The following is an 18,297-nucleotide window of genomic DNA, read 5'->3' on the forward strand; positions in this document are numbered from 1 at the left end:
GCTCGATTTCATGCCAATTCCCGCGCCATGGTGCTCGACATCAAGATCTGCGGCTTGAAGACCGACCAGGCAATGGCCGCGGCGCTCGCCGGCGGCGCCAGCCATGTCGGCTTTATTTTCTTCGCGAAAAGCCCTCGCTATGTCGAGCCGGCGGAAGCCGGGCGGCTGCGCGCAGCCGCGCGCGGCAAGGCCTTGGCGGTTGCTGTCACGGTCGATGCCAGCGATGCTTTCCTGGCCCAGATCGTCACGGCCATGCAGCCCGACATGCTGCAGCTGCACGGCTCGGAAACACCCGAACGGGTGGCCGAGCTGAAGGCCCGCTATGGCTTGCCGGTGATGAAGGCGCTGCCGCTCAGCGAGGCCGCCGATCTTGACCGGATCAAGCCGTTCATCGGCGTCGCTGATCGCTTCCTGTTCGATGCCAAGCCGCCGAAGGGCTCCGTGTTGCCAGGCGGCAATGGCGTCGCCTTCGACTGGCGCATCCTTGCCGGCCTTGACGCCGGCGTCGATTACATGCTTTCCGGTGGGCTCAACGCCGCCAATATCGGCGATGCCCTTCGGCTTGCGAACCCGCCCGGAATAGACATTTCCTCCGGCGTGGAAAGCGCCCCGGGTATCAAGGATCCGGCGCTGATCGAACAGTTTTTCCGGGCCGTCCGGGCAGCACGCGACGACCGCGCCGCCTGAGCGTACCCCCTCAAGATTTAGGAGATCGGCGATGAACAAGCCGGCGACACCCAATTCCTTCCGCACCGGACCCGACGAGCAGGGCATGTTCGGCATTTTCGGCGGTCGTTTCGTCGCCGAAACGCTGATGCCGCTGATCCTCGACCTGGAGCGGCACTGGAACGAGGTCAAGAACGATCCGGATTTCAGGGCCGAGCTCACCGATCTGTCGACCCACTATGCCGGGCGGCCGTCGAAGCTTTATTTCGCGGAAGGCCTGACCAAACATCTCGGCGGCGCGAAAGTCTATTTCAAGCGCGAGGACCTGAACCACACCGGGTCGCACAAGATCAACAACTGCCTCGGCCAGATCCTGCTGGCCAAGCGCATGGGCAAGAAGCGCATCATCGCCGAGACCGGCGCCGGCCAGCACGGCGTGGCGTCCGCCACCGTCGCCGCGCGCTTTGGCTATCCCTGCGTCGTCTATATGGGCGCCACCGACGTTGCCCGCCAAAGCCCCAACGTGTTCCGCATGAAGCTGCTTGGCGCCGAAGTGCGTCCGGTTACAGCCGGCCACGGGACACTGAAGGACGCCATGAACGAAGCACTTCGCGACTGGGTCACCAATGTCGAGGACACCTATTACCTGATCGGCACCGCCGCCGGCCCGCACCCTTATCCGGAGCTGGTGCGCGACTTCCAGTCGGTGATTGGCACCGAGGCGCGCGCGCAGATCCTCGAACAGGAAGGCCGGCTGCCCGACACCATCATTGCCGCCGTCGGCGGCGGCTCGAACGCCATCGGCCTGTTCCATCCTTTCCTCGACGACAAGGATGTTCGCATCATTGGCATCGAAGCGGGCGGGCGTGGTCTCGACGGCATCGAGCACTGCGCCTCGATGAATGCCGGTTCGCCCGGCGTGCTGCACGGCAACCGCACCTATCTCCTGCAGAATGCCGACGGCCAGATCATGGACGGCCATTCGATCTCGGCCGGTCTCGATTATCCAGGCGTCGGCCCGGAGCATTCCTGGCTGCGCGATACCGGCCGCGTCGAATACGTGCCGATCCTCGACGACGAGGCGCTCGAAGCCTTCAAGCTGACGACGCGCGTCGAAGGCATCATCCCGGCGCTGGAATCCGCGCACGCCATCGCGCACGCGGTGAAGATCGTGCCTGCCATGGACAAGGACCAGATCGTCATCGTCAACCTGTCCGGCCGTGGCGACAAGGACGTGCACACGGTGGCCTCGATGCTGGGCATGGAGATCTAGGCCCTTTGGACCGTTTCGATTTGGGAGTTGACTATGAGCAAAATTCGTCCAAAGGGCCAGTCATGACGACCCGCATCGACCGCCGCATGGCGAAGCTGAAGACCGAAGGCCGCCCGGCGCTCGTCACCTATTTCATGGGCGGCGACCCCGACTACGACACCTCGCTGTCGATCATGAAGGCGCTTCCCGGCGCCGGCTCCGACATCATCGAGCTCGGCATGCCGTTTTCCGATCCGATGGCCGACGGCCCTGCGATCCAGGCGGCGGGCCTGCGGGCGCTGAAAGGCGGCCAGACGCTGGTCAAGACGCTGAAGATGGCGTCCGAATTCCGCGCCGGTGACAATGAAACGCCGATCGTGCTGATGGGTTACTACAACCCTATCTACATCTACGGCGTCGAGCGCTTCCTGAAAGACGCGCTGGCCAGCGGCATCGACGGGCTGATCGTCGTCGATCTGCCGCCGGAAATGGATGAGGAACTCTGCATTCCGGCGCTGAAGGCCGGCATCAACTTCATTCGGCTGGCGACGCCGACCACCGACGACAAGCGCCTGCCCAAGGTTCTGCAGAACACGTCCGGCTTCGTCTACTACGTCTCGATGACCGGCATCACCGGTTCGGCGCTGGCCGACACCGGCAAGGTGGCCGCCGCCGTCAACCGCATCAAGGGTCACACAGACCTGCCGGTCTGCGTCGGCTTCGGCGTCAAGACCGCCGAACAGGCGCGTGTCATCGGCGCCAATGCCGATGGCGTCGTCGTCGGCACCGCGATCGTCAATGCGGTCGCCAATGTGCTGGGGCCGAAGGGCGAAAAGACCGCCGACCCGGCCGAGGCCGTCGCCACGCTGGTCAGCGGCCTGGCGCAGGGCGTGCGTTCGGCCCGCCTTGCTGCTGCCGAATAGTTTTCCTACCTCTGGTCTTGTGCATGTCGTTATCGCGCGGTTCCCCTTTGTGAGCGGGATGCACTAACTCTTCTTCGTCAGGACAGGAGCCGAAGCGATGAACTGGATCACCAATTACGTTCGCCCGAAGATCAATTCGATGCTCGGCCGGCGCACCGACATGCCCGAGAACCTCTGGATCAAGGATCCCGAGACCGGGGAAATGGTGTTCCACAAGGATCTGGAATCCAACCAGTTCGTCATCCCGTCTTCCGGCCATCACATGAAGATCTCTGCCAAGGAGCGGCTGAAATACTTCCTCGACGACGGCAAGTACGAGCAGCTCGAAAACCCCAAGGTCGTGCTGGATCCGCTGAAGTTCCGAGACGAGAAGCGCTATACCGACCGGTTGAAGGACGCCAAGGCCAAGACCGGCCTGGAAGACGCCATCGTCAACGCGCTGGGCACCATCGAGGGCCTGCCGGTGGTGGTGACGGTGCAGGATTTCGCCTTCATGGGCGGCTCGCTCGGCATGGCGGCGGGCGACGCAATCGTGCACGCATTCGAGGTCGCGCTGCAGCGCAAGCGGCCGCTGATCCTGTTCGCCGCTTCCGGCGGCGCCCGCATGCAGGAAGGTATTTTGTCCCTCATGCAGCTGCCGCGCACCACGGTCGGCGTCGACCGGCTGAAGGAAGCGGGGCTCCCCTACATCGTCGTGCTGACCAATCCGACCACCGGCGGCGTCACCGCCTCCTATGCCATGCTGGGCGATGTGCATATCGCCGAACCTGGCGCGCTGATCGGCTTTGCCGGCCCGCGCGTCATCGAACAGACCATCCGCGAGAAACTGCCCGACGGCTTCCAGCGCTCCGAATATCTGATGGAGCACGGCATGGTCGACATGGTGGTGTCGCGGCTGGAGATGCGCCAAACGATCGCACGGCTGTTGAAGATGCTGCTCAAGATGCCGGGCGAGCAAAAGCCGCTGGAGCCGGAAATCCTGCCGCCGGCGGTGGTTGCCGCCGAAGCCCGGCCGCAAGCCTGAGGCGACACTGTGCATGACGCCCAAAAGTGACCTCGGTTTTGGGAAAACGACATGCACAAGGCTGCCTTGGCCGCCGCGAACAGCGATTGCGCCATGTCCATGGCGCGCTGTAGCCTTTTGATTGCCATGGCCATTGCCGGATTGATTCTGGTGCTCGGGCCATGCGTCGGGATTTTGCCATGACAACGCTTGCCGCCGACCGCGAAATCGAAGCCCTGATGGCGCTTCACCCGAAAGGCTTCGACCTTTCGCTCGACCGCGTCACGCGGCTCCTGGAGAGGCTGGGCAATCCGCAGGATCTGCTGCCGCCGGTCATTCACATCGCCGGCACCAACGGCAAGGGTTCCTGCGCGGCCTTTTCCCGCGCGCTGCTTGAAGCCGCCGGCCACCTTGTGCATGTCCACACCTCGCCGCATCTGGTGAGCTGGGCCGAGCGCTACCGGCTGGCCGCCGAAGGCGGGGGCAAACTCGTCGACGACGAGACCTTCGCCGATGCCATTGCCCGCGTCGCCAAGGCCAATGACGGCCAGAAAATCACTGTTTTCGAGATCCTCACCGCCGTCACCTTCATCCTGTTTTCCGAACATCCGGCCGAAGCCGCCATCATCGAGGTCGGCCTCGGTGGCCGCTTCGACGCCACCAATGTCGTCGCCAGGCCTGCCGTCTCGGTGATCATGCCGGTGTCGATGGATCACGAAGCCTATCTCGGCGACCGGGTCGAACTGATCGCCGCCGAAAAGGCCGGCATCATGAAGCGCGGCTGCCCGGTGGTCATCGGCGCGCAGGAAAGCGAGACGGCGCTGCAGGTGCTGATCGAGACCGCCGAGCGGCTGGAGTGCCCGACCTTCGTGTATGGCCAGGATTTCCTCGCCTTCGAGGAAAACGGCCGCATGGTCTACCAGGACGAGGACGGCCTGATGGACCTGCCGCCGCCGCGCCTGCCCGGGCGCCATCAGTTCGCCAATGCGGCCGCCGCGATCGCCGCGGTCAAGGCGGCCGGCTTTGAGATCAGCCATCGCGCCGCCGAGAAGGCGATGACCCATGTCGCCTGGCCCGGCCGCATGCAGAAGCTGGCGCAGGGCCGGCTGGCGGAGCTCGCGCCGAAGGGCGCCGACATCTGGCTCGACGGCGGTCACAATCCGGGAGCCGGCGTGGTCGTCGCCGAGGCGCTGGCCGAGCAGGAGGAAAAGAACCCGCGCCCGCTCTTCCTGATTTCGGGCATGATCAACACCAAGGACCAGAGCGGCTATTTCCGCGCCTTCAAGGGCCTCGTCCGGCATGTCTACACCGTGCCGGTCAGCCTGAGCGATGCCGGCGTGCCGAACGACGAATTGGCGGTCCGCGCCACGGAAGCCGGGCTGACGGCCGAGCCGGTGAGTTCCGTCGCCAACGCACTTATGCTGCTGCGCGACACATGGGACGGCCCGGCGCCCCGCATCCTGATCGGCGGATCACTCTATCTTGCCGGGGCGGTGCTGGCCGAGAATGGCACGCCGCCGACCTGAGCGCTTGATGACCGACGTAGGGAGCCCGTGATGATCAAGGTGAAGCAGCTCGCCCATGTCTGCATCTTCGCGCATGATCTGGAAGCGACGCGAAGCTTCTACCGCGAGGTGTTCGGCATGGACACGAGGTTCAATTTCCTGCGCGACGGCAAGATTTTCGGCTTCTACCTCGATTGCGGCGGCCGCAGCCATGTCGAGGTGTTCCAGAAGGATGCCACCACCTACAGCGAACTCAACCAGATCAACCATCTCTGCCTTGAGGTCGAAGACATCGACGCCGCGATCGCTCATATCAAGTCGAAGGGCATCGACGTGACCGCGAAGAAGCACGCGTGCGACGACACCTTTCAGGCCTGGATCCGCGATCCCAACGGCGTGAAGATCGAGCTGTTCGAATACACCGACAAAAGCGCGCAGTTCATCGGCGGTGACCGCATCGCCGACTGGTGACTGCATTTCAGGCCGCACCCGTCCGGGCACGGCCTTGGCGGTTCACTTCAGCTCGATCTCGATGAAAGCATATTCGCCGTCATTGGCGCTGATGACGTCGTGTTCGACGCCCTCCTTGCGGAAATAGGGCGCGCCTTTCTTCATCTCGGCGAAGGTCTCGCCGTCCTTGGTCACCAACTTCAGCTTGCCGTCCATCAGCGGCACGACGACATAGTCGTGGCCATGGCGATGCCAGCCGGTGTTGTCGCCGGGCTGGAAGCGGTATTCGGTGACGATGACGCGCTCATTGTCGATGAAGACGGTTGCCTTGGCGGATCCGGTCATGTCGCTCTCCCTGTTTCTGGTTCCCAGCAGAAGACATGGCGTGCCCTGATGTGAGGGCCAGAGCGGCCCAGCGCATGACCCAGAACGGATCATGCGCCAATCCAGTTGCTACAGCTTCCCTTGCACGTCCTTGGACGCGCGGCGCTGTGGGGGACGCCAACAAAAAGCCCGGCGCGATGGCCGGGCTTTTGATATCGGGAAGTTCAGTTGGATCAGAGGTTGCCATTGATCCAGTGCGACAGGGCGGTCTTCGGAGCAGCGCCAACCTTCATGTCGGCCACTTCGCCGCCCTTGAAGATCATCAGCGTCGGGATCGAGCGCACGCCGAACTGCGCGGCAAGCTCGGGATTCTCGTCGATGTTGAGCTTGGCGATCTTGACCTTGCTGCCGAGTTCGAGAGCGATGTCCTCGAGCGCCGGCGCGATCATCTTGCACGGGCCGCACCATTCAGCCCAGAAATCCACCACGACAGGCTCCTTGGCGTTGAGCACGTCGGCCTGAAAATTGTTCTTGTCGACCTTGACGGTGGCACCCATGCGGAAAATTCCTTTCGAGAGTTCTTTGTCGCACCAAATGTGGTGGTTATCTTGCCCTTCTTCAAGCAGGTCTTGTGTCACGCTCCCGTGAGTCGGGCAAGGGCGTCATCCATGGCCCGGGCCGGCAGTTCGATCAGCCTTGGCGCTTCGGTGAACAGGAGCGCCGCCTTCACCTCGCGCCCGCGGTAAAGCGGCTGCAGCAAGGCGCGATAGAGCGCGAGCTGCAGCAGATAGGCCGGGGGAACCTCGGCCAGCGAGGCAGGCGCTGGCCGGTTGGTCTTGTAGTCGACGATCGAAACCGTGTCGGCGGTCACCGCCAGCCGGTCGATCTTGCCGGAAATCGAGCGCGTTTTGCCCCTGACCTGCAGGCTGCCCATGATCGCCACCTCGGCGCGCGAGGAGGGCGCGAAAAGTTGGCCGAGGCGTGGGTCGTCGAGGATGGCGATGACCGATGCCAGGGCCTTTTCCCGCTCTGACGGCGGCCACGCGGCACCCGTTCGCGCGAGATAACGCTCGGCCGCGCCTTGGCGTTCGCCCTCGGCAAGGCCGGGCAGCATCTGCAGCAGCTTGTGCAAAGCGAGCCCCCGCAGCACGGCAAAGCCGGGTTCGGCGTCGGCGTCCAGCACCGGTGAAGCCTTGTCGACGACGGCTTCCTTGCCTTCGTCGATCAGCGCCGAGGCGCCGGATGGCGACAGCGGCCGCGGCAGGTCCTCGAAGGGCGGCAAGGGCCGGAACAGGGTCCCCGGCAACGGACCGAAAGCATCGGCCTGCCGCGCCTGTTCATCGGCGCTCGCCCCGACGGGCGGCAGCTTGGTGACGTGGAAACGGTGCACCGGCTCGCCGCCGGCGGGATGCGCACGCTGCTCGCTTTCCGGCGCGCCGATCAGCGCGCGGCTGACGATCGAATGCCAGGTGCCGGTATTCGGCGCCCGCTTGCCGTGATAGCCGCAGACGATCAGCCGGTCCTCGGCGCGGGTCATGCCGACATAGAGCAGCCGGCGATATTCATCGTCGGCGAGTTCGCGGGCGCGGGCGGCTGCCGCCTTCGAGAAGCCGTTGGCGACATCGCTGGCCGAACGCCAGAGATAGCCCTTGCCGTCCCAAAAGGTGCCCGAGCCGTCGAACGGCATCAGGCGCGGCAGATGCTGGTCGCTGAACGGGGCGGAGCCGCCATCGACCAGGAACACCACCGGTGCTTCCAGGCCCTTGGCCGCGTGCACGGTCATGACGCGGACCTCGTCGCGTGTCTGGTCCATCTCGCGCTTGATCTCGGGCCCGGCATTTTCCAGCGTCGACAGGAAGGCTTCCAGACCGGGCAGGCCGGTCCGTTCCTCGGCAAGGCAGAAACTCAGGAATTCATCGAGAATATCGCCGGCCTCCGGCCCGAGCCGCGCTATCATTTTTCGGCGCACGCCGTCACGCGCCAGCAGGCCGGCATAGAACTCGAACACCGGCTTGAAAGCGGCTTCGTCAGCCCAGACGTCGAGTTGCGCCACAATCTTTGCCAAGTGCTCGTCTTCACCGGCGTGCTGGCGCAGCGACGCGGCCAAAGAGACGCCCGGCGGCCTCTGCGCGGCAAGCGTGAACAGCGTCTCCTCCGGCAGGTCGAAGATCGGGCTGCGCAGCACTGCGGCGAGCGACAGATCGTCCTGCGGCTGGATCAAGAGATGGCCGAGCGCAATCAGGTCCTTGACCGCGATGTGGCCAGGCAGGCTTAGCCGGTCGGCGCCGGCGACCGGAATGTCGCGGCGTTTCAAGGCGCGGGTCAGCGCGTGAACAAAACTATCGCGCTTGCGCACCAGCACCAGCACGTCGCCCGGCCGCAGCCGTTTGCCACGGCCTTCGATGATTTCGCCCTTACCGATCCAGCCGGCAATGGTCGCCGCGACGTTCTCGGCGACGCGCACCGCCGGCGCATGGGCATGGTCGATCGCCTGCGTCCAGTCGTCGGGCTCGTCGACGACGTCGGCACCGATCGACGGCCAGACCTCGACATAGCCCGGTGCATCGGTGCGAATTGCCTTGTGGCTCAGCGGATCGGGATCATGGCTGATGCCGCGCCGTACGAGCGGATCGGCAAAGACGCGGTCGACGGCGGCCAGAACATCGTCGGTCGAGCGGAACGACCATGTCAGCTTGAGGTCGGCGAAGGACGCCTCGGCATTGCGCACCCGGCCGGCGAACAGCAGCCGGCTGTCGGCGAAGGAGTCGGGCGCCGCTCCCTGGAACGAATAGATCGATTGCTTCTCGTCGCCGACGGCGAAGACCGTGCGGTGGACCCGGTCGCGCGCGCCGAGCCCGGCGAAAAATTCTTCCGCCAGCCGCTTCACCACCTCCCATTGATCCGGGCTGGTGTCCTGCGCCTCGTCGAGCAGGATATGGTCGATGCCCTGGTCGAGCTTGTACTGCACCCACGGGCCGGCATCGGGCCGCGCCAGGAGGTTGACCGTACGGGTGATCAGATCGTTGAAATCGAGAAAGCCGCGGCTGCGTTTCAGCACTTCGTAGCGGGCGATCAGCCAGTCGGCGATGGTCAGTGCCGCGCGTGTGCCTTCCAGCATGCGGAACAGCGCCAGCCGATCGACAGTTTCGATAATGGCGCTTGCCGCCGAGACATAACGCTCGGGGAGATCCGGCAGCCGGTCGGTGAGCGCCTTCTTGAAGGCCTTTGCCGGATCGTAGGGATCACCATCGGTCTTGAGGAAGGCCCTCGCAAGCAGTTGCAGGCGGCGAACGGGATCGCCCTCGGCAAAAGCCTGACGCGCATAGGGCAGGATGTTGTTCAGCACCGATCTGGCATCGGTGGAGTCGGCGGCCTGGGCAAAGCCGGTGAAATAGTCCGGCAAGAAGCCGGGCAGCGGCCAGACCGATGCTGCAATCCCTTCGGCGGTCTGGCCAGGGCGGAAATGGAATTCGTCGAACAAAGGCTGGAAGCCGTCACGTCCGACCGCGTCGAGGAACTGGCTCAGCCCGTCGCGCTTGCGCACGATCTCGCCGAGCAAGGCATCGAGGCCGGCTTCGCCGCCGCGCTCCAGCACGATGGCGAAGGCGTCGGCCAGGTCCGGGTTGCCGGCAGCCGTGCCGGAGATCATCTCGCGGCGCGCGGTAGCGAAAAGCGATGCCTCCATCTGGCCGTCGAGCATCTCGAAATGGGCCGGGATGTTGGCCTCCAGCGGGAACTGGTGGAGCACCGATTCGCAGAATGCGTGGATGGTCTGGATCTTCAGCCCGCCCGGCGTTTCCAGCGCCTCGGCGAACAGGCGCCGCGCCCGGCGCATGGTGTCGCGGTCGGGCCGCCGTCCTTCCAGGGCCTCGATCTTCGCGGCCAGCTCGGCATCGCCGAGCACCGTCCAGTCCGACAGCGTGGAAAAGACCCGGTTCGACATGTTGGCGGCGGCGGCGCGCGTATAGGTCAGGCACAGGATCTTCGACGGGTCGGTGCCGTTGAGCAGCAGCCGTATGACACGCTGGGCCAGCACATGGGTCTTGCCCGATCCGGCATTGGCCGACACCCAGGCCGAATTCTGCGGATCGGCGGCGCGGGCCTGGCTGTTGGCGGTATCGCTCGGGATGGGATAGGCCTTCTTCATGCCTCCCCTCCCTCGTCGCCGGCATCGCCGCCGGCCGACCATTCGAGCACGCGGGCGAGATGGTCGTAGTCGCCATCAGTCTCGCCCTCGCGAAACGGCAGCGCGCGCGACAGGTAGCCGGTCTGCGGATCAGCATAATGGATCAGCAGCTTTTCCAGCCGTGCCCAGGCCTCTTCGGCAAGATCGGCGGCGGTCCTTGGCTGGCGGTTGTGCTCGAGGATTGACTCTTCGAACACCTCGCCATTCGGCTTCAGCCTGACAAAGGCCAGTTGCGACGGCTCGCGCGCGCCAAGATCCTTGAACGCGCCGCGCCTCAGCAGCGCACCTTCCAGTGCCAGCTGCGGCGCGAGCAGCGTGTGCGCCTGCGCCTTGGACGGCGAGGAGCCTGTCTTGTAGTCCAGAATGTCGGCCATGCCGCCGGCCAGCAGATCGACGCGGTCGGCGTAGCCCGACAGCGTCACGCCGGACTGGCCGACGACGGTCTTGCCGGCACGCTCCTCGGCATGGCGCCGGGTCACGGCATCGGCACGCGTGCGCTCCCATTCGACGATGTTGGCGGCAAGCTTTTCGAAGCGCGGCCACCACACCGCCTCGACATCGGCCGGCAGGGCGGCTTCGGCAAAGCAGGCGCGGCCTGCGGCAATGAGGCCAGCCAAGGCATCGGGTGCGCGCGGATTGGCAACGCGCGACGAGAACAGATGCAGGATGGCGTGGAACAGCGTGCCCCGCTCGGCCGCACCGGGATCGCGGATGAGTGCATCGAGCGGCATCAGGCCGAGTATACGTCTGGCATAGACGGCGTAGGGATCACGGCGCAGCGTCTCGATCTCGGTGACCGAGAAATGCGTTGGGCGCACCGCCAGTGGCGGCTTCGGTTGCGGCCGCGGCGCGAAATCCAGCTTTCGGCCGGTGTCGAGTGCGCGGGCCCAGGCGAGCAGCTCTTCGCCGCGCCGGCGCAGGGTCGCCGCCTGGTCGCCGCCGATGAAGGTGAGCAGCCGCTGCAGCCAGCGGGACGGCACGGCGGGGGCGTCGCCGGAACGCGCCGAACGGGCCAGCACCACGTGTCTCGCGCCCATCGCCATTTGGAAATCATGCGCGGCCAGGCCGATGCGCCTTTCGGGCGGTTCCAGATCGATGCCGGTCTTCATCAGCCGCGACATGAAGCGGTCGCTCTCCGGCTTGCGCGGCCACACACCTTCGTTGAGCCCGCCAATGACCAGCGTGTCGACGTCCTGCAAACGCGCTTCGAGCGCACCCCAGATGGCGATGTTCCTGTCGGTGCCTTGCGCCGGCTTGACCGTTTCCGGCGCGATCAGCGCGTCCATCACATCGGGCCATTCGCTCGCCGCAAATGACAGCGAGGCCGAAGCGGCGACCAGCCCGCGAAGCAATTCGGCGAGTTTTTCGCCGGCGTCGCCGGCATAGAGCTCGCCCAGGCCGCCATCGCCGGAACGGCCAAGGCTTTCCAAAGCCACGACGCTTGCTTGCACCAGCACGGCAAGATCGGCATCCGCCTGGTCGCGAAAGGCCGAAAGCGGTGCCAGCGCTTCCGTCAGTCGTGCGAGCAAATTCCGCGCATCTTCGATGGAGCGCACGGTAAGACGGGAAAACCAGAAGGGCGGCCGGCTGTCATCGCCAAGGCCAGTGAGACGGTTTTCGAACAATTCCGGCAGCGAAACGATATCGGGGCGGCCGGTGCCGCCGCGCAGCGCCACCAGTTCGACCAGTCCGGCCGCGTTGCGCACATCGGCGCGTTCGAGGCCGAGGCCGAGCAGCGGATGCTTGAGCAGCGACAAAAGGCCGACCGGATCGCCCGGCCGGAACACCGCTTCCAGCGCCAGCCGGAGCAGGCTGGCCGCCGGGCTGTTGGCGAGCCGCGTGCCGCCGGAATCGTCCGCAACCACACCAAAGCGCATGAGCTCCACCGAGACGCGCCGCGCCAGCGCGCGGTCGCCGGTGACGAGGGCTGCCCTTTGGCCAGGCCGTTCGACGGCCTGCTTCAGCGCGACGGCGATGGCGACGGCCTCATCGCGTTCGCTGGCGGCTTCCAGCAGCGTCACCTCGGCAAAGGCGCCGGCAATAGCGGCTGTCGAAAATCCGTTGCGCGTTTCGGCCCATAGCTCAGTGGTCTCGGCCGGCCGCAGCGCCTCGCCGACAAGCGCGGCGCGAAGCGCAAGATGCGGCTCGGCTGTGCCGACCTCCTCGACATCGGAGCGCAGCACGCCGATCTTGCCGATCAGCCTGGCGAGGCCATATTGCGGGTGGCCAAGCACAGCCGGCCGCGCGCCGGGGGCGACAAGCGCCTGGAAGGACGCTTCGTCCAAGGTACGATCGAGCCCTGGCAGCACGATGGCGCCGCCGGGCAGGCGTGCGATCGAGGCAAGCAGTTCGGCCGTGGCGGGTATCGACCCGGTCGACCCCGCCGCGACGACCGGCCCGGCCGGCGGATTGCGCCGCAGCCGCGCCGCCTCGGAGCGGATCAGCGCGCTGCGATGCGCAGCCGGATTGGAGCGGTCGCTTTCCCTGAGGAATTTCGGCCAGGCGTCGGTGACGATGCCGAGGAATTCGAGCGTCACCTGCCACCAGCCGGCGAGGTTGCCGGTCACCAGATCCGCGAGCTTGGACCAGTCGGTGCCTTCCGTCTCGATCTCATCCATCAGCCCGGCAAGATCGCGCGCCAGCCAGATTGCGTCGGCGGTGGAGGCTGGGATGACGATTTCCTCGGCGAAAAGCTTCGCCACATGCTCCGGCAGCCGGCGTTTCCAGGCTCGCACCAGCGGCGTCAGCAGCAACAGGCGTTCAGTCGCCGAGATCGGCGGCGCGAGATCGATCGCCGCCGCTGGCTCGGCGTCGAACAGGGCTTCGTCCTCGTCGAATTCGCCGAGCGGGCGGATGACCGGCAAGATCGCCGAACCGCCACCGCCACGTGTCTTCAGACTGTCGACGAAGACACCGCGCAAGGCGCGCGCGGCGCGGCGCGTCGGCACATAGATGGTGACATCGGCAAGTGCGAGCGGATCGCCATCGAAATGAAATCCGGGGATCAGGCGACCGGCAAGCAGCGCCTCGGCCAGCGTCGGCAGGAACGGCGCTCCGGGGGGGATCGAGAAAACGCGGCTTGAGCCGCTCATTGCGACCCGGTTAGCGCGCCGGCGACCGCTGCTTCCGCCTGCGGGATGGCATCCGGCGTGCCGACGGTGATCCAGTGGCCGTGCATCGGCATGCCGAACAGGCGGCCGGCGGCGATGGCTTTATCGAAATAGGCGTTTAGCGAATGCGGTTCGGCCGTGGCATCCTTGAACAAACGCGGATGGATGATCGCCGCGCCGGCATAGATCAGGCCGGCCGGATCGCCTTTTGAGCGCCGCAAGGCACCGTTTGGCGCAACCAGGAAATCGGTGCTGCCGCAGTGTCCTGTCGCCTGATGGAGATCCGCCAGCATCAGCAGAATATCCATTTTCGCGGCGTCCCATGCAAGGGCAAGCCGCCCGAGATTGAGCGGACCGTGGTCGATCCAGAACGTGTCGGCGTTGAGGATGTAGAACGGCTTTTGGCCCAGTTCCGGCAGAGCCTTGACGATGCCACCGGCCGAATCGAGCAGCCGGTCGCTCTCATCGGAAATGACGATCTTCGGCGCCTGACGCGCCGCGACATGGGCGACGATCTGTTCGGGAAGATAGTGGACATTGACCACCGCCTTGGCGACGCCGGTGGCGGCGAGGCTGTCGAGACCCCAGTCGAGCAAGGTCTTGCCGGCGATCCTGACCAGCGGCTTCGGGATCGTGTCGGTGATCGGCCGCATGCGCTTGCCCAACCCGGCGGCAAGGACGATGGCGGTGTCCGGTATTGCTGTCACAATGTTCGTTCCTCAAGCAGCCCGTGCGCATTGTAGAAATCCCGCAGGCCGGCAAGCGCCGGGTGGGACAACGCCCGGCGCAGATAGTCGCGGATGCGCGGCAGGTGCTTCAAATAATAAGGTTTGCCGTCGCGCTTTTCGAGACGCACGAAAATGCCGAGGATCTTGGAATTGCGCTGCGCGGCCATGATTGCGTAGGCTTCCAGGAAGCTCGCTTCGTCGAAAGCCCCCGCTGCGTGACGCGCCGCGACATAGGCATCAAGCGTTTTCTTTTCGATCAAGGGTGAGATCGTGACACGGGCGTCCATGGCCAGCGAGGCGACGTCATAGGCTGAAGGCCCGATCAGCGCATCCTGGAAATCGACGATGCCCAGCCGGTCATGGCCGGCGCGGTCGCCACGCCAGATGATGTTGGGCGAATGGAAGTCGCGCAGCATCAGCGTGTATTCGCTGCCCTGCAGCCGATCGAAAAGCGCGTTCCATTCCCTGGCGTAGCCGGTGCGCAGATTGTCGCTGGCCGGGCCGCCCGATATCGCCGGCACATACCAGTCGACCAAAAGATCGGCTTCGATCATCATCGCATCGCGGTCGAAAGGTGGCACCTCGTGAAAGCTGCCGGGTCCGGCCTGCAGGCGCTGTGGCCAGGTCTTGCCATGCATCATGGCCAGCAGCTCGGCCGCCGCCGCATAGCGCTCGGCCACCGGCTCGCCATCCTTGCCGAGAAATCCTTCCGCTCCAAGATGTTCGAGCAGCAGGAAGCCTTGGTCCTGGTCCTCGGCATGGATTTGCGGAACGCTGACGCCGCCGGCCTTCAAGGCGCGGTCGATGGCGACGAAGGCGGAGACCGATTGGGCGGTGTGGGCGATCACGGCATAGGGCTTGCCGTCGCGCACGGGTGGGCCGAGCACCAGCCGCGGCGAGTTCATCAGCACGCGCGGCTCCTGGCCGGCAAGCGTCACGACCTCGTAGGAGCGGGCCGAGGCGTCGCCGATGAAATGGCGTCGCCGCGCTTCGCCCCACCCTGCCTTTTCAAGAAAACCGCGCATGGCCAGCGACCGCGCCGCGCGGTCGAATGCCGCCCCTTGCCCCGACAGCCGCGCCAGCCGGCCCTCGCCATGCTGGACGAGTTCGATCGAGAGCGTCGTCTTCGGCAGATAGCCTTCCGCCCGCTCGGGCCATTCGACGAGGGCGGCCCCTTGCGTCAGCGCTTCGTCGAAGCCGAGTTCGTCGAGCTCGCTTGCCGAGGACAGGCGATAAAGGTCGAAATGATGGACCGGAATGCGGGTGTCGTAGCTCTGCACCAGGGTGAAGGTCGGGCTCGGCACATCCAGGCTGGCATCGTCGGCCAGCGCTCGGATCAGCGCACGCGCCAGCGTCGACTTGCCGGCGCCGAGATCGCCCTTGAGCGCCAGCACGTCGCCGGCGCGCAGGGATAGCGCCAGATCCTCGCCCAGCCGCGCTGTCTGTGTCTCATCCGCGAGCAAACGCTCCAGCACGGGTCCCGTCATAGAGCGCGCTACTCGGCCGCGGCGCGGATGCCCGGCATGTCGGGGAAGGTGCAGATGACAGTCGTGCCCTTGTCCTTGCCGGTTTCGATGCGAACATTGCCGCCATGCAGTTCGACAAAGCTCTTCACGATCGACAGGCCGAGGCCGGCGCCGCGCCGGCGACCGCCATTGGTGCGTGGTTCGAAGCGGCGGAACACCGAGTCCAGCACGTCCGGCGGCATGCCGGGACCGTCGTCATGAACGGAGAATTCCACCCCGTCCGCCAGATGCCGGCAGGCGAGCCGGATGGTGCTGGCTTCCGGCGCGTAATTGGCGGCGTTGCTGAGCAGATTGTAGAGGATCTGGCGGATGCGGATCTCGTCGCCGTGGAACGTCTTCGGCGCGGCGGCGGCATCGACCTCGAGCCGGATCGAATGCTCCTGCAGCCGGTCGGCGACCAGTTCCGCGGCCGCCGCGATGGTGCGGTCGACATGCACCTCGGAAATGTCGAGCTGCATGATGCCGGCATCGACGGTCGCAAGGTCGAGTATGTCGTTGACGATGGTCAGCAGCACCGAGGAGGACGAGCTGACATGCTCGACATATTCGCGCTGTTTTTGATTCAGCGGCCCGGTCGTGGGCAGTGAAAGCAGTTCGGTGAAGCCGATGATGTTGGTCAGCGGCGAACGCAGCTCGTAGGACACGTGCTGGACGAAGTCGTTCTTGAGCTGGTCGGACTTCTCCAGCGCCTCGTTCTTGTCCTTCAGCGCACGTTCGACATGCACGCTGTCGGTAACGTCGACGAAGGTCATCATCACCTGCCCGTTGGGCAGCGGGATCACGGCGTAGCGCAGCACGGTGCCGTTGTTGAGCTCGCTCTGGCCGTGGCGGTCGCGGCGTTCGTCGTCGAAACCAGTGATGGCGGCGACGAAACCGGGCCAGGGGCTGTCGACCGCCTGGCGGTCGCAAAGGTCGCGTATGGTGGAGACGTGCACATTGGGCTTTGCGGCTTCGCCGCTCAATCCCCACAGGGTGGCAAAGGCTGGGTTCGACAGGCGCAGCCGCCCATCGGGCCCGAAGACCGCCACACCCTCGGCGAGATTGTCGAGCGTCTCGCCCTGGACGCGCACGGCGGTGCGGTAGCGGCTTTCCAGGTCCATCTTCTCGGTCAGGTTCTCGAACACCCAGGTGACGCCGCCCTTGGGCTGCGGATTGGCGACGACGCGGATGGTCTTGCCGTCGGGCAGGTGCCACCAATGTTCCTGCGATTCCACCGCGCGGTAGGCGCCGAGCAGGCCTTCCTTCCACCGGCGCCATTCGGGCTGCTCGGCGATCTTGCCTTCGCTGCGCAGCCGGTCGAGCAAAAGCGCATTGTCGGGCGCGCTATGCAGGAAGCCGCTGTCGAGCCCCCAAAGTTTCTGGAAGGCCTGGTTGAAGAAGCGCAGCTTCTCGTCGGTGTCGAAGATGGCGACGGCGGTGTTCAACTGGTCGAGCGTGTCGGCGTGGCTGCGCACTGTCCGCTCATATTCGCCGCGAATGGTCTCGATGGCGCTGGTGTCGGCGGCAAGGCCGGCCGAACCGTCGGCGCCGGCGAAGTCGGTCACCGCGAAGACGCGGCGGTCGCCTTCGATCACCGTGGAGAGCGACTGTTCGAAGACCGGATGCGTCTTGTGCTGGGCGGCGATTGCCTCGCGTGCCTGGCCGCCGAGGAATTCCTTGGCGTCACGGACGGCGGCTTCCGCGCTCTCGGCTTCGACTGCGTCGGCGTAGGCCCGGTTGACCCATTTCAGGCGTCCGTGCTCGTCGCGCAGCCATGCCGGCATCTTCAGCGCTTCGAGCAGGCCGATCATCGTGTCATGGTCGGCGGCCAGCCGCTGGTTGTCGATCTTCAGCCGGGCCTGGCTGCGCTGGGTCTCGGAAAGCGAGACAAACCGCACCAGTATGTGCGCGGCGCTCTTGCGGCCATGCACTTCGAGCGGGGCGCCGGCCTGCGATTCGATGACGAGGTCGAAGGGCCTGGCCTTCTCGCGCAAGCCCGCGATAGCGTGCTCGAGCGCCGCCGCCGAGCGCGGCATCAGCCAGCGGCCGAAGGCTAGGAAAGCCGCCCGCTCCTCTGGCGCGCCGCTTTCGACCGGCAATGTGCCGATGAGTTCGGGTTTCTTGTTTTCCGAGGCCCAGACCACCACGCGCTGGTCGCGCAGATTGAGCAGCGCTTCCGAACGGCGCAGTGCCGCATTGATGTCGGCGACGCGGCTTCTCAGCTCGACATTCTCCGCCGAGGTGCGGGCCCGTTCGCGGATGAGAACGATGGCCGACAGGAATGCGGCGCCCGTCACGCCGACGAACACGGCAAGCTGCATGACTTCGATCGTGTTGATCGACAGGCCGGCGGTGGTCACGGCGGCGTTCTCGGCATGCGCCACGGCGCTGGCCAAGGGCGCGGCCAGCGCGGAACTGGCCAGGAACAACCCGACGCGGGCACGCCATGAAAGGCGCCCGCCCTGAATGGTCGAGCCCGTGGTCCCCGAATCGTCATGGCCGCCGGAAACGGCCGATCCCGCTCCGTGCGGGTTTTGCCCCGGCATGTCTTGGTCCTCTCCGCCGCCTGAATGCAAGACCGCCCTGATACGCGCCTCTCTTGATCCCCTCTCGGGCCGGAAGCGTCGCGAATCACCTGACAATAA

Annotated in this window: 14 protein-coding genes; 7 read left to right on the forward strand and 7 right to left on the reverse strand. The window is 65.6% G+C overall.

Translation table 11 applies throughout. The features are described from left to right. Positions 1-27: 27 nt before the first annotated feature. The 7 genes from QQK95_RS23910 (at position 28) to QQK95_RS23940 (ending at position 5,820) form a co-directional block, all read left to right on the forward strand. On the forward strand, positions 28-687 hold the full coding sequence (locus QQK95_RS23910) for a phosphoribosylanthranilate isomerase (RefSeq protein WP_284276847.1): 660 nt from the start codon (positions 28-30) through the stop codon (positions 685-687). Positions 688-718: 31 nt separating this feature from the next. Next, positions 719-1,939, forward strand: coding sequence for a tryptophan synthase subunit beta (gene trpB / locus QQK95_RS23915; RefSeq protein WP_284276848.1), 1,221 nt, complete (start codon positions 719-721; stop codon positions 1,937-1,939). Positions 1,940-2,001: 62 nt separating this feature from the next. Further along, positions 2,002-2,841, forward strand: coding sequence for a tryptophan synthase subunit alpha (gene trpA, locus QQK95_RS23920; RefSeq protein ID WP_284276849.1), 840 nt, complete (start codon positions 2,002-2,004; stop codon positions 2,839-2,841). Positions 2,842-2,938: 97 nt separating this feature from the next. Beyond that, positions 2,939-3,865, forward strand: a complete 927-nt coding sequence (accD, locus tag QQK95_RS23925) for an acetyl-CoA carboxylase, carboxyltransferase subunit beta (protein ID WP_284276850.1) — start codon at positions 2,939-2,941, stop codon at positions 3,863-3,865. Positions 3,866-3,916: 51 nt separating this feature from the next. Beyond that, a complete protein-coding gene (locus tag QQK95_RS23930) occupies positions 3,917-4,048 on the forward strand; it encodes a hypothetical protein (RefSeq protein ID WP_284276851.1) in 132 nt (43 codons plus the stop codon). Then, a complete protein-coding gene (locus QQK95_RS23935; protein WP_284276852.1) occupies positions 4,045-5,370 on the forward strand; it encodes a bifunctional folylpolyglutamate synthase/dihydrofolate synthase in 1,326 nt (441 codons plus the stop codon). The genes QQK95_RS23930 and QQK95_RS23935 overlap by 4 nt, the downstream gene beginning before the upstream one ends. 30 nt (positions 5,371-5,400) lie before the next feature. Next, the gene (locus QQK95_RS23940; protein ID WP_284276853.1) at positions 5,401-5,820 is read left to right on the forward strand and encodes a VOC family protein; all 420 of its coding nucleotides are present in this window, start codon (positions 5,401-5,403) and stop codon (positions 5,818-5,820) included. A gap of 42 nt (positions 5,821-5,862) precedes the next feature. On the opposite strand, the gene QQK95_RS23945 is transcribed toward QQK95_RS23940, so the two are convergent. The 7 genes from QQK95_RS23945 to QQK95_RS23975 all read right to left on the reverse strand — a co-directional run bounded on the left by QQK95_RS23945 (position 5,863) and on the right by QQK95_RS23975 (position 18,198). Then, positions 5,863-6,144 carry a cupin domain-containing protein gene (locus QQK95_RS23945; protein ID WP_019862676.1) on the reverse strand — a complete coding sequence of 94 codons (282 nt, stop codon included), beginning with the start codon at positions 6,142-6,144 and terminating at the stop codon, positions 5,863-5,865. A 212-nt stretch (positions 6,145-6,356) separates the two neighbouring features. After that, a complete protein-coding gene (trxA, locus tag QQK95_RS23950; protein WP_284276854.1) occupies positions 6,357-6,680 on the reverse strand; it encodes a thioredoxin in 324 nt (107 codons plus the stop codon). Between the two features lie 77 nt (positions 6,681-6,757). Further along, a complete protein-coding gene (gene addA, locus QQK95_RS23955) occupies positions 6,758-10,270 on the reverse strand; it encodes a double-strand break repair helicase AddA (protein ID WP_284276855.1) in 3,513 nt (1,170 codons plus the stop codon). Further along, positions 10,267-13,401 (reverse strand): double-strand break repair protein AddB, encoded by a 3,135-nt coding sequence (gene addB, locus QQK95_RS23960; protein ID WP_284276856.1) that lies wholly within the window; start codon positions 13,399-13,401, stop codon positions 10,267-10,269. Before addB ends, addA begins: the two co-directional genes overlap by 4 nt. Continuing rightward, on the reverse strand, positions 13,398-14,126 hold the full coding sequence (locus tag QQK95_RS23965; protein ID WP_284276857.1) for a nucleotidyltransferase family protein: 729 nt from the start codon (positions 14,124-14,126) through the stop codon (positions 13,398-13,400). Before QQK95_RS23965 ends, addB begins: the two co-directional genes overlap by 4 nt. Next, positions 14,123-15,634: a tRNA (adenosine(37)-N6)-threonylcarbamoyltransferase complex ATPase subunit type 1 TsaE gene (gene tsaE / locus QQK95_RS23970; RefSeq protein WP_284276858.1), complete on the reverse strand. Its 1,512-nt coding sequence runs from the start codon at positions 15,632-15,634 to the stop codon at positions 14,123-14,125. The genes QQK95_RS23965 and tsaE overlap by 4 nt, the downstream gene beginning before the upstream one ends. An 8-nt stretch (positions 15,635-15,642) precedes the next feature. Continuing rightward, a complete protein-coding gene (locus tag QQK95_RS23975) occupies positions 15,643-18,198 on the reverse strand; it encodes a sensor histidine kinase (RefSeq protein ID WP_284276859.1) in 2,556 nt (851 codons plus the stop codon). Positions 18,199-18,297: the final 99 nt, after the last annotated feature.

It is taken from the genome of Mesorhizobium huakuii (assembly GCF_030160235.1).
GTDB classification, from domain to species: domain Bacteria; phylum Pseudomonadota; class Alphaproteobacteria; order Rhizobiales; family Rhizobiaceae; genus Mesorhizobium; species Mesorhizobium huakuii.

What these genes read in the sequence shown, in the direction of transcription:
- QQK95_RS23910 (WP_284276847.1), top strand. Translation starts at nt 28, where the DNA reads ATGGTGCTCGACATCAAGATCTGCGGCTTGAAGACCGACCAGGCAATG.
- trpB (WP_284276848.1), top strand. Translation starts at nt 719, where the DNA reads ATGAACAAGCCGGCGACACCCAATTCCTTCCGCACCGGACCCGACGAG.
- trpA (WP_284276849.1), top strand. Translation starts at nt 2,002, where the DNA reads ATGACGACCCGCATCGACCGCCGCATGGCGAAGCTGAAGACCGAAGGC.
- accD (WP_284276850.1), top strand. Translation starts at nt 2,939, where the DNA reads ATGAACTGGATCACCAATTACGTTCGCCCGAAGATCAATTCGATGCTC.
- QQK95_RS23930 (WP_284276851.1), top strand. Translation starts at nt 3,917, where the DNA reads ATGCACAAGGCTGCCTTGGCCGCCGCGAACAGCGATTGCGCCATGTCC.
- QQK95_RS23935 (WP_284276852.1), top strand. Translation starts at nt 4,045, where the DNA reads ATGACAACGCTTGCCGCCGACCGCGAAATCGAAGCCCTGATGGCGCTT.
- QQK95_RS23940 (WP_284276853.1), top strand. Translation starts at nt 5,401, where the DNA reads ATGATCAAGGTGAAGCAGCTCGCCCATGTCTGCATCTTCGCGCATGAT.
- QQK95_RS23945 (WP_019862676.1), bottom strand. Translation starts at nt 6,144, where the DNA reads ATGACCGGATCCGCCAAGGCAACCGTCTTCATCGACAATGAGCGCGTC.
- trxA (WP_284276854.1), bottom strand. Translation starts at nt 6,680, where the DNA reads ATGGGTGCCACCGTCAAGGTCGACAAGAACAATTTTCAGGCCGACGTG.
- addA (WP_284276855.1), bottom strand. Translation starts at nt 10,270, where the DNA reads ATGAAGAAGGCCTATCCCATCCCGAGCGATACCGCCAACAGCCAGGCC.
- addB (WP_284276856.1), bottom strand. Translation starts at nt 13,401, where the DNA reads ATGAGCGGCTCAAGCCGCGTTTTCTCGATCCCCCCCGGAGCGCCGTTC.
- tsaE (WP_284276858.1), bottom strand. Translation starts at nt 15,634, where the DNA reads ATGACGGGACCCGTGCTGGAGCGTTTGCTCGCGGATGAGACACAGACA.
- QQK95_RS23975 (WP_284276859.1), bottom strand. Translation starts at nt 18,198, where the DNA reads ATGCCGGGGCAAAACCCGCACGGAGCGGGATCGGCCGTTTCCGGCGGC.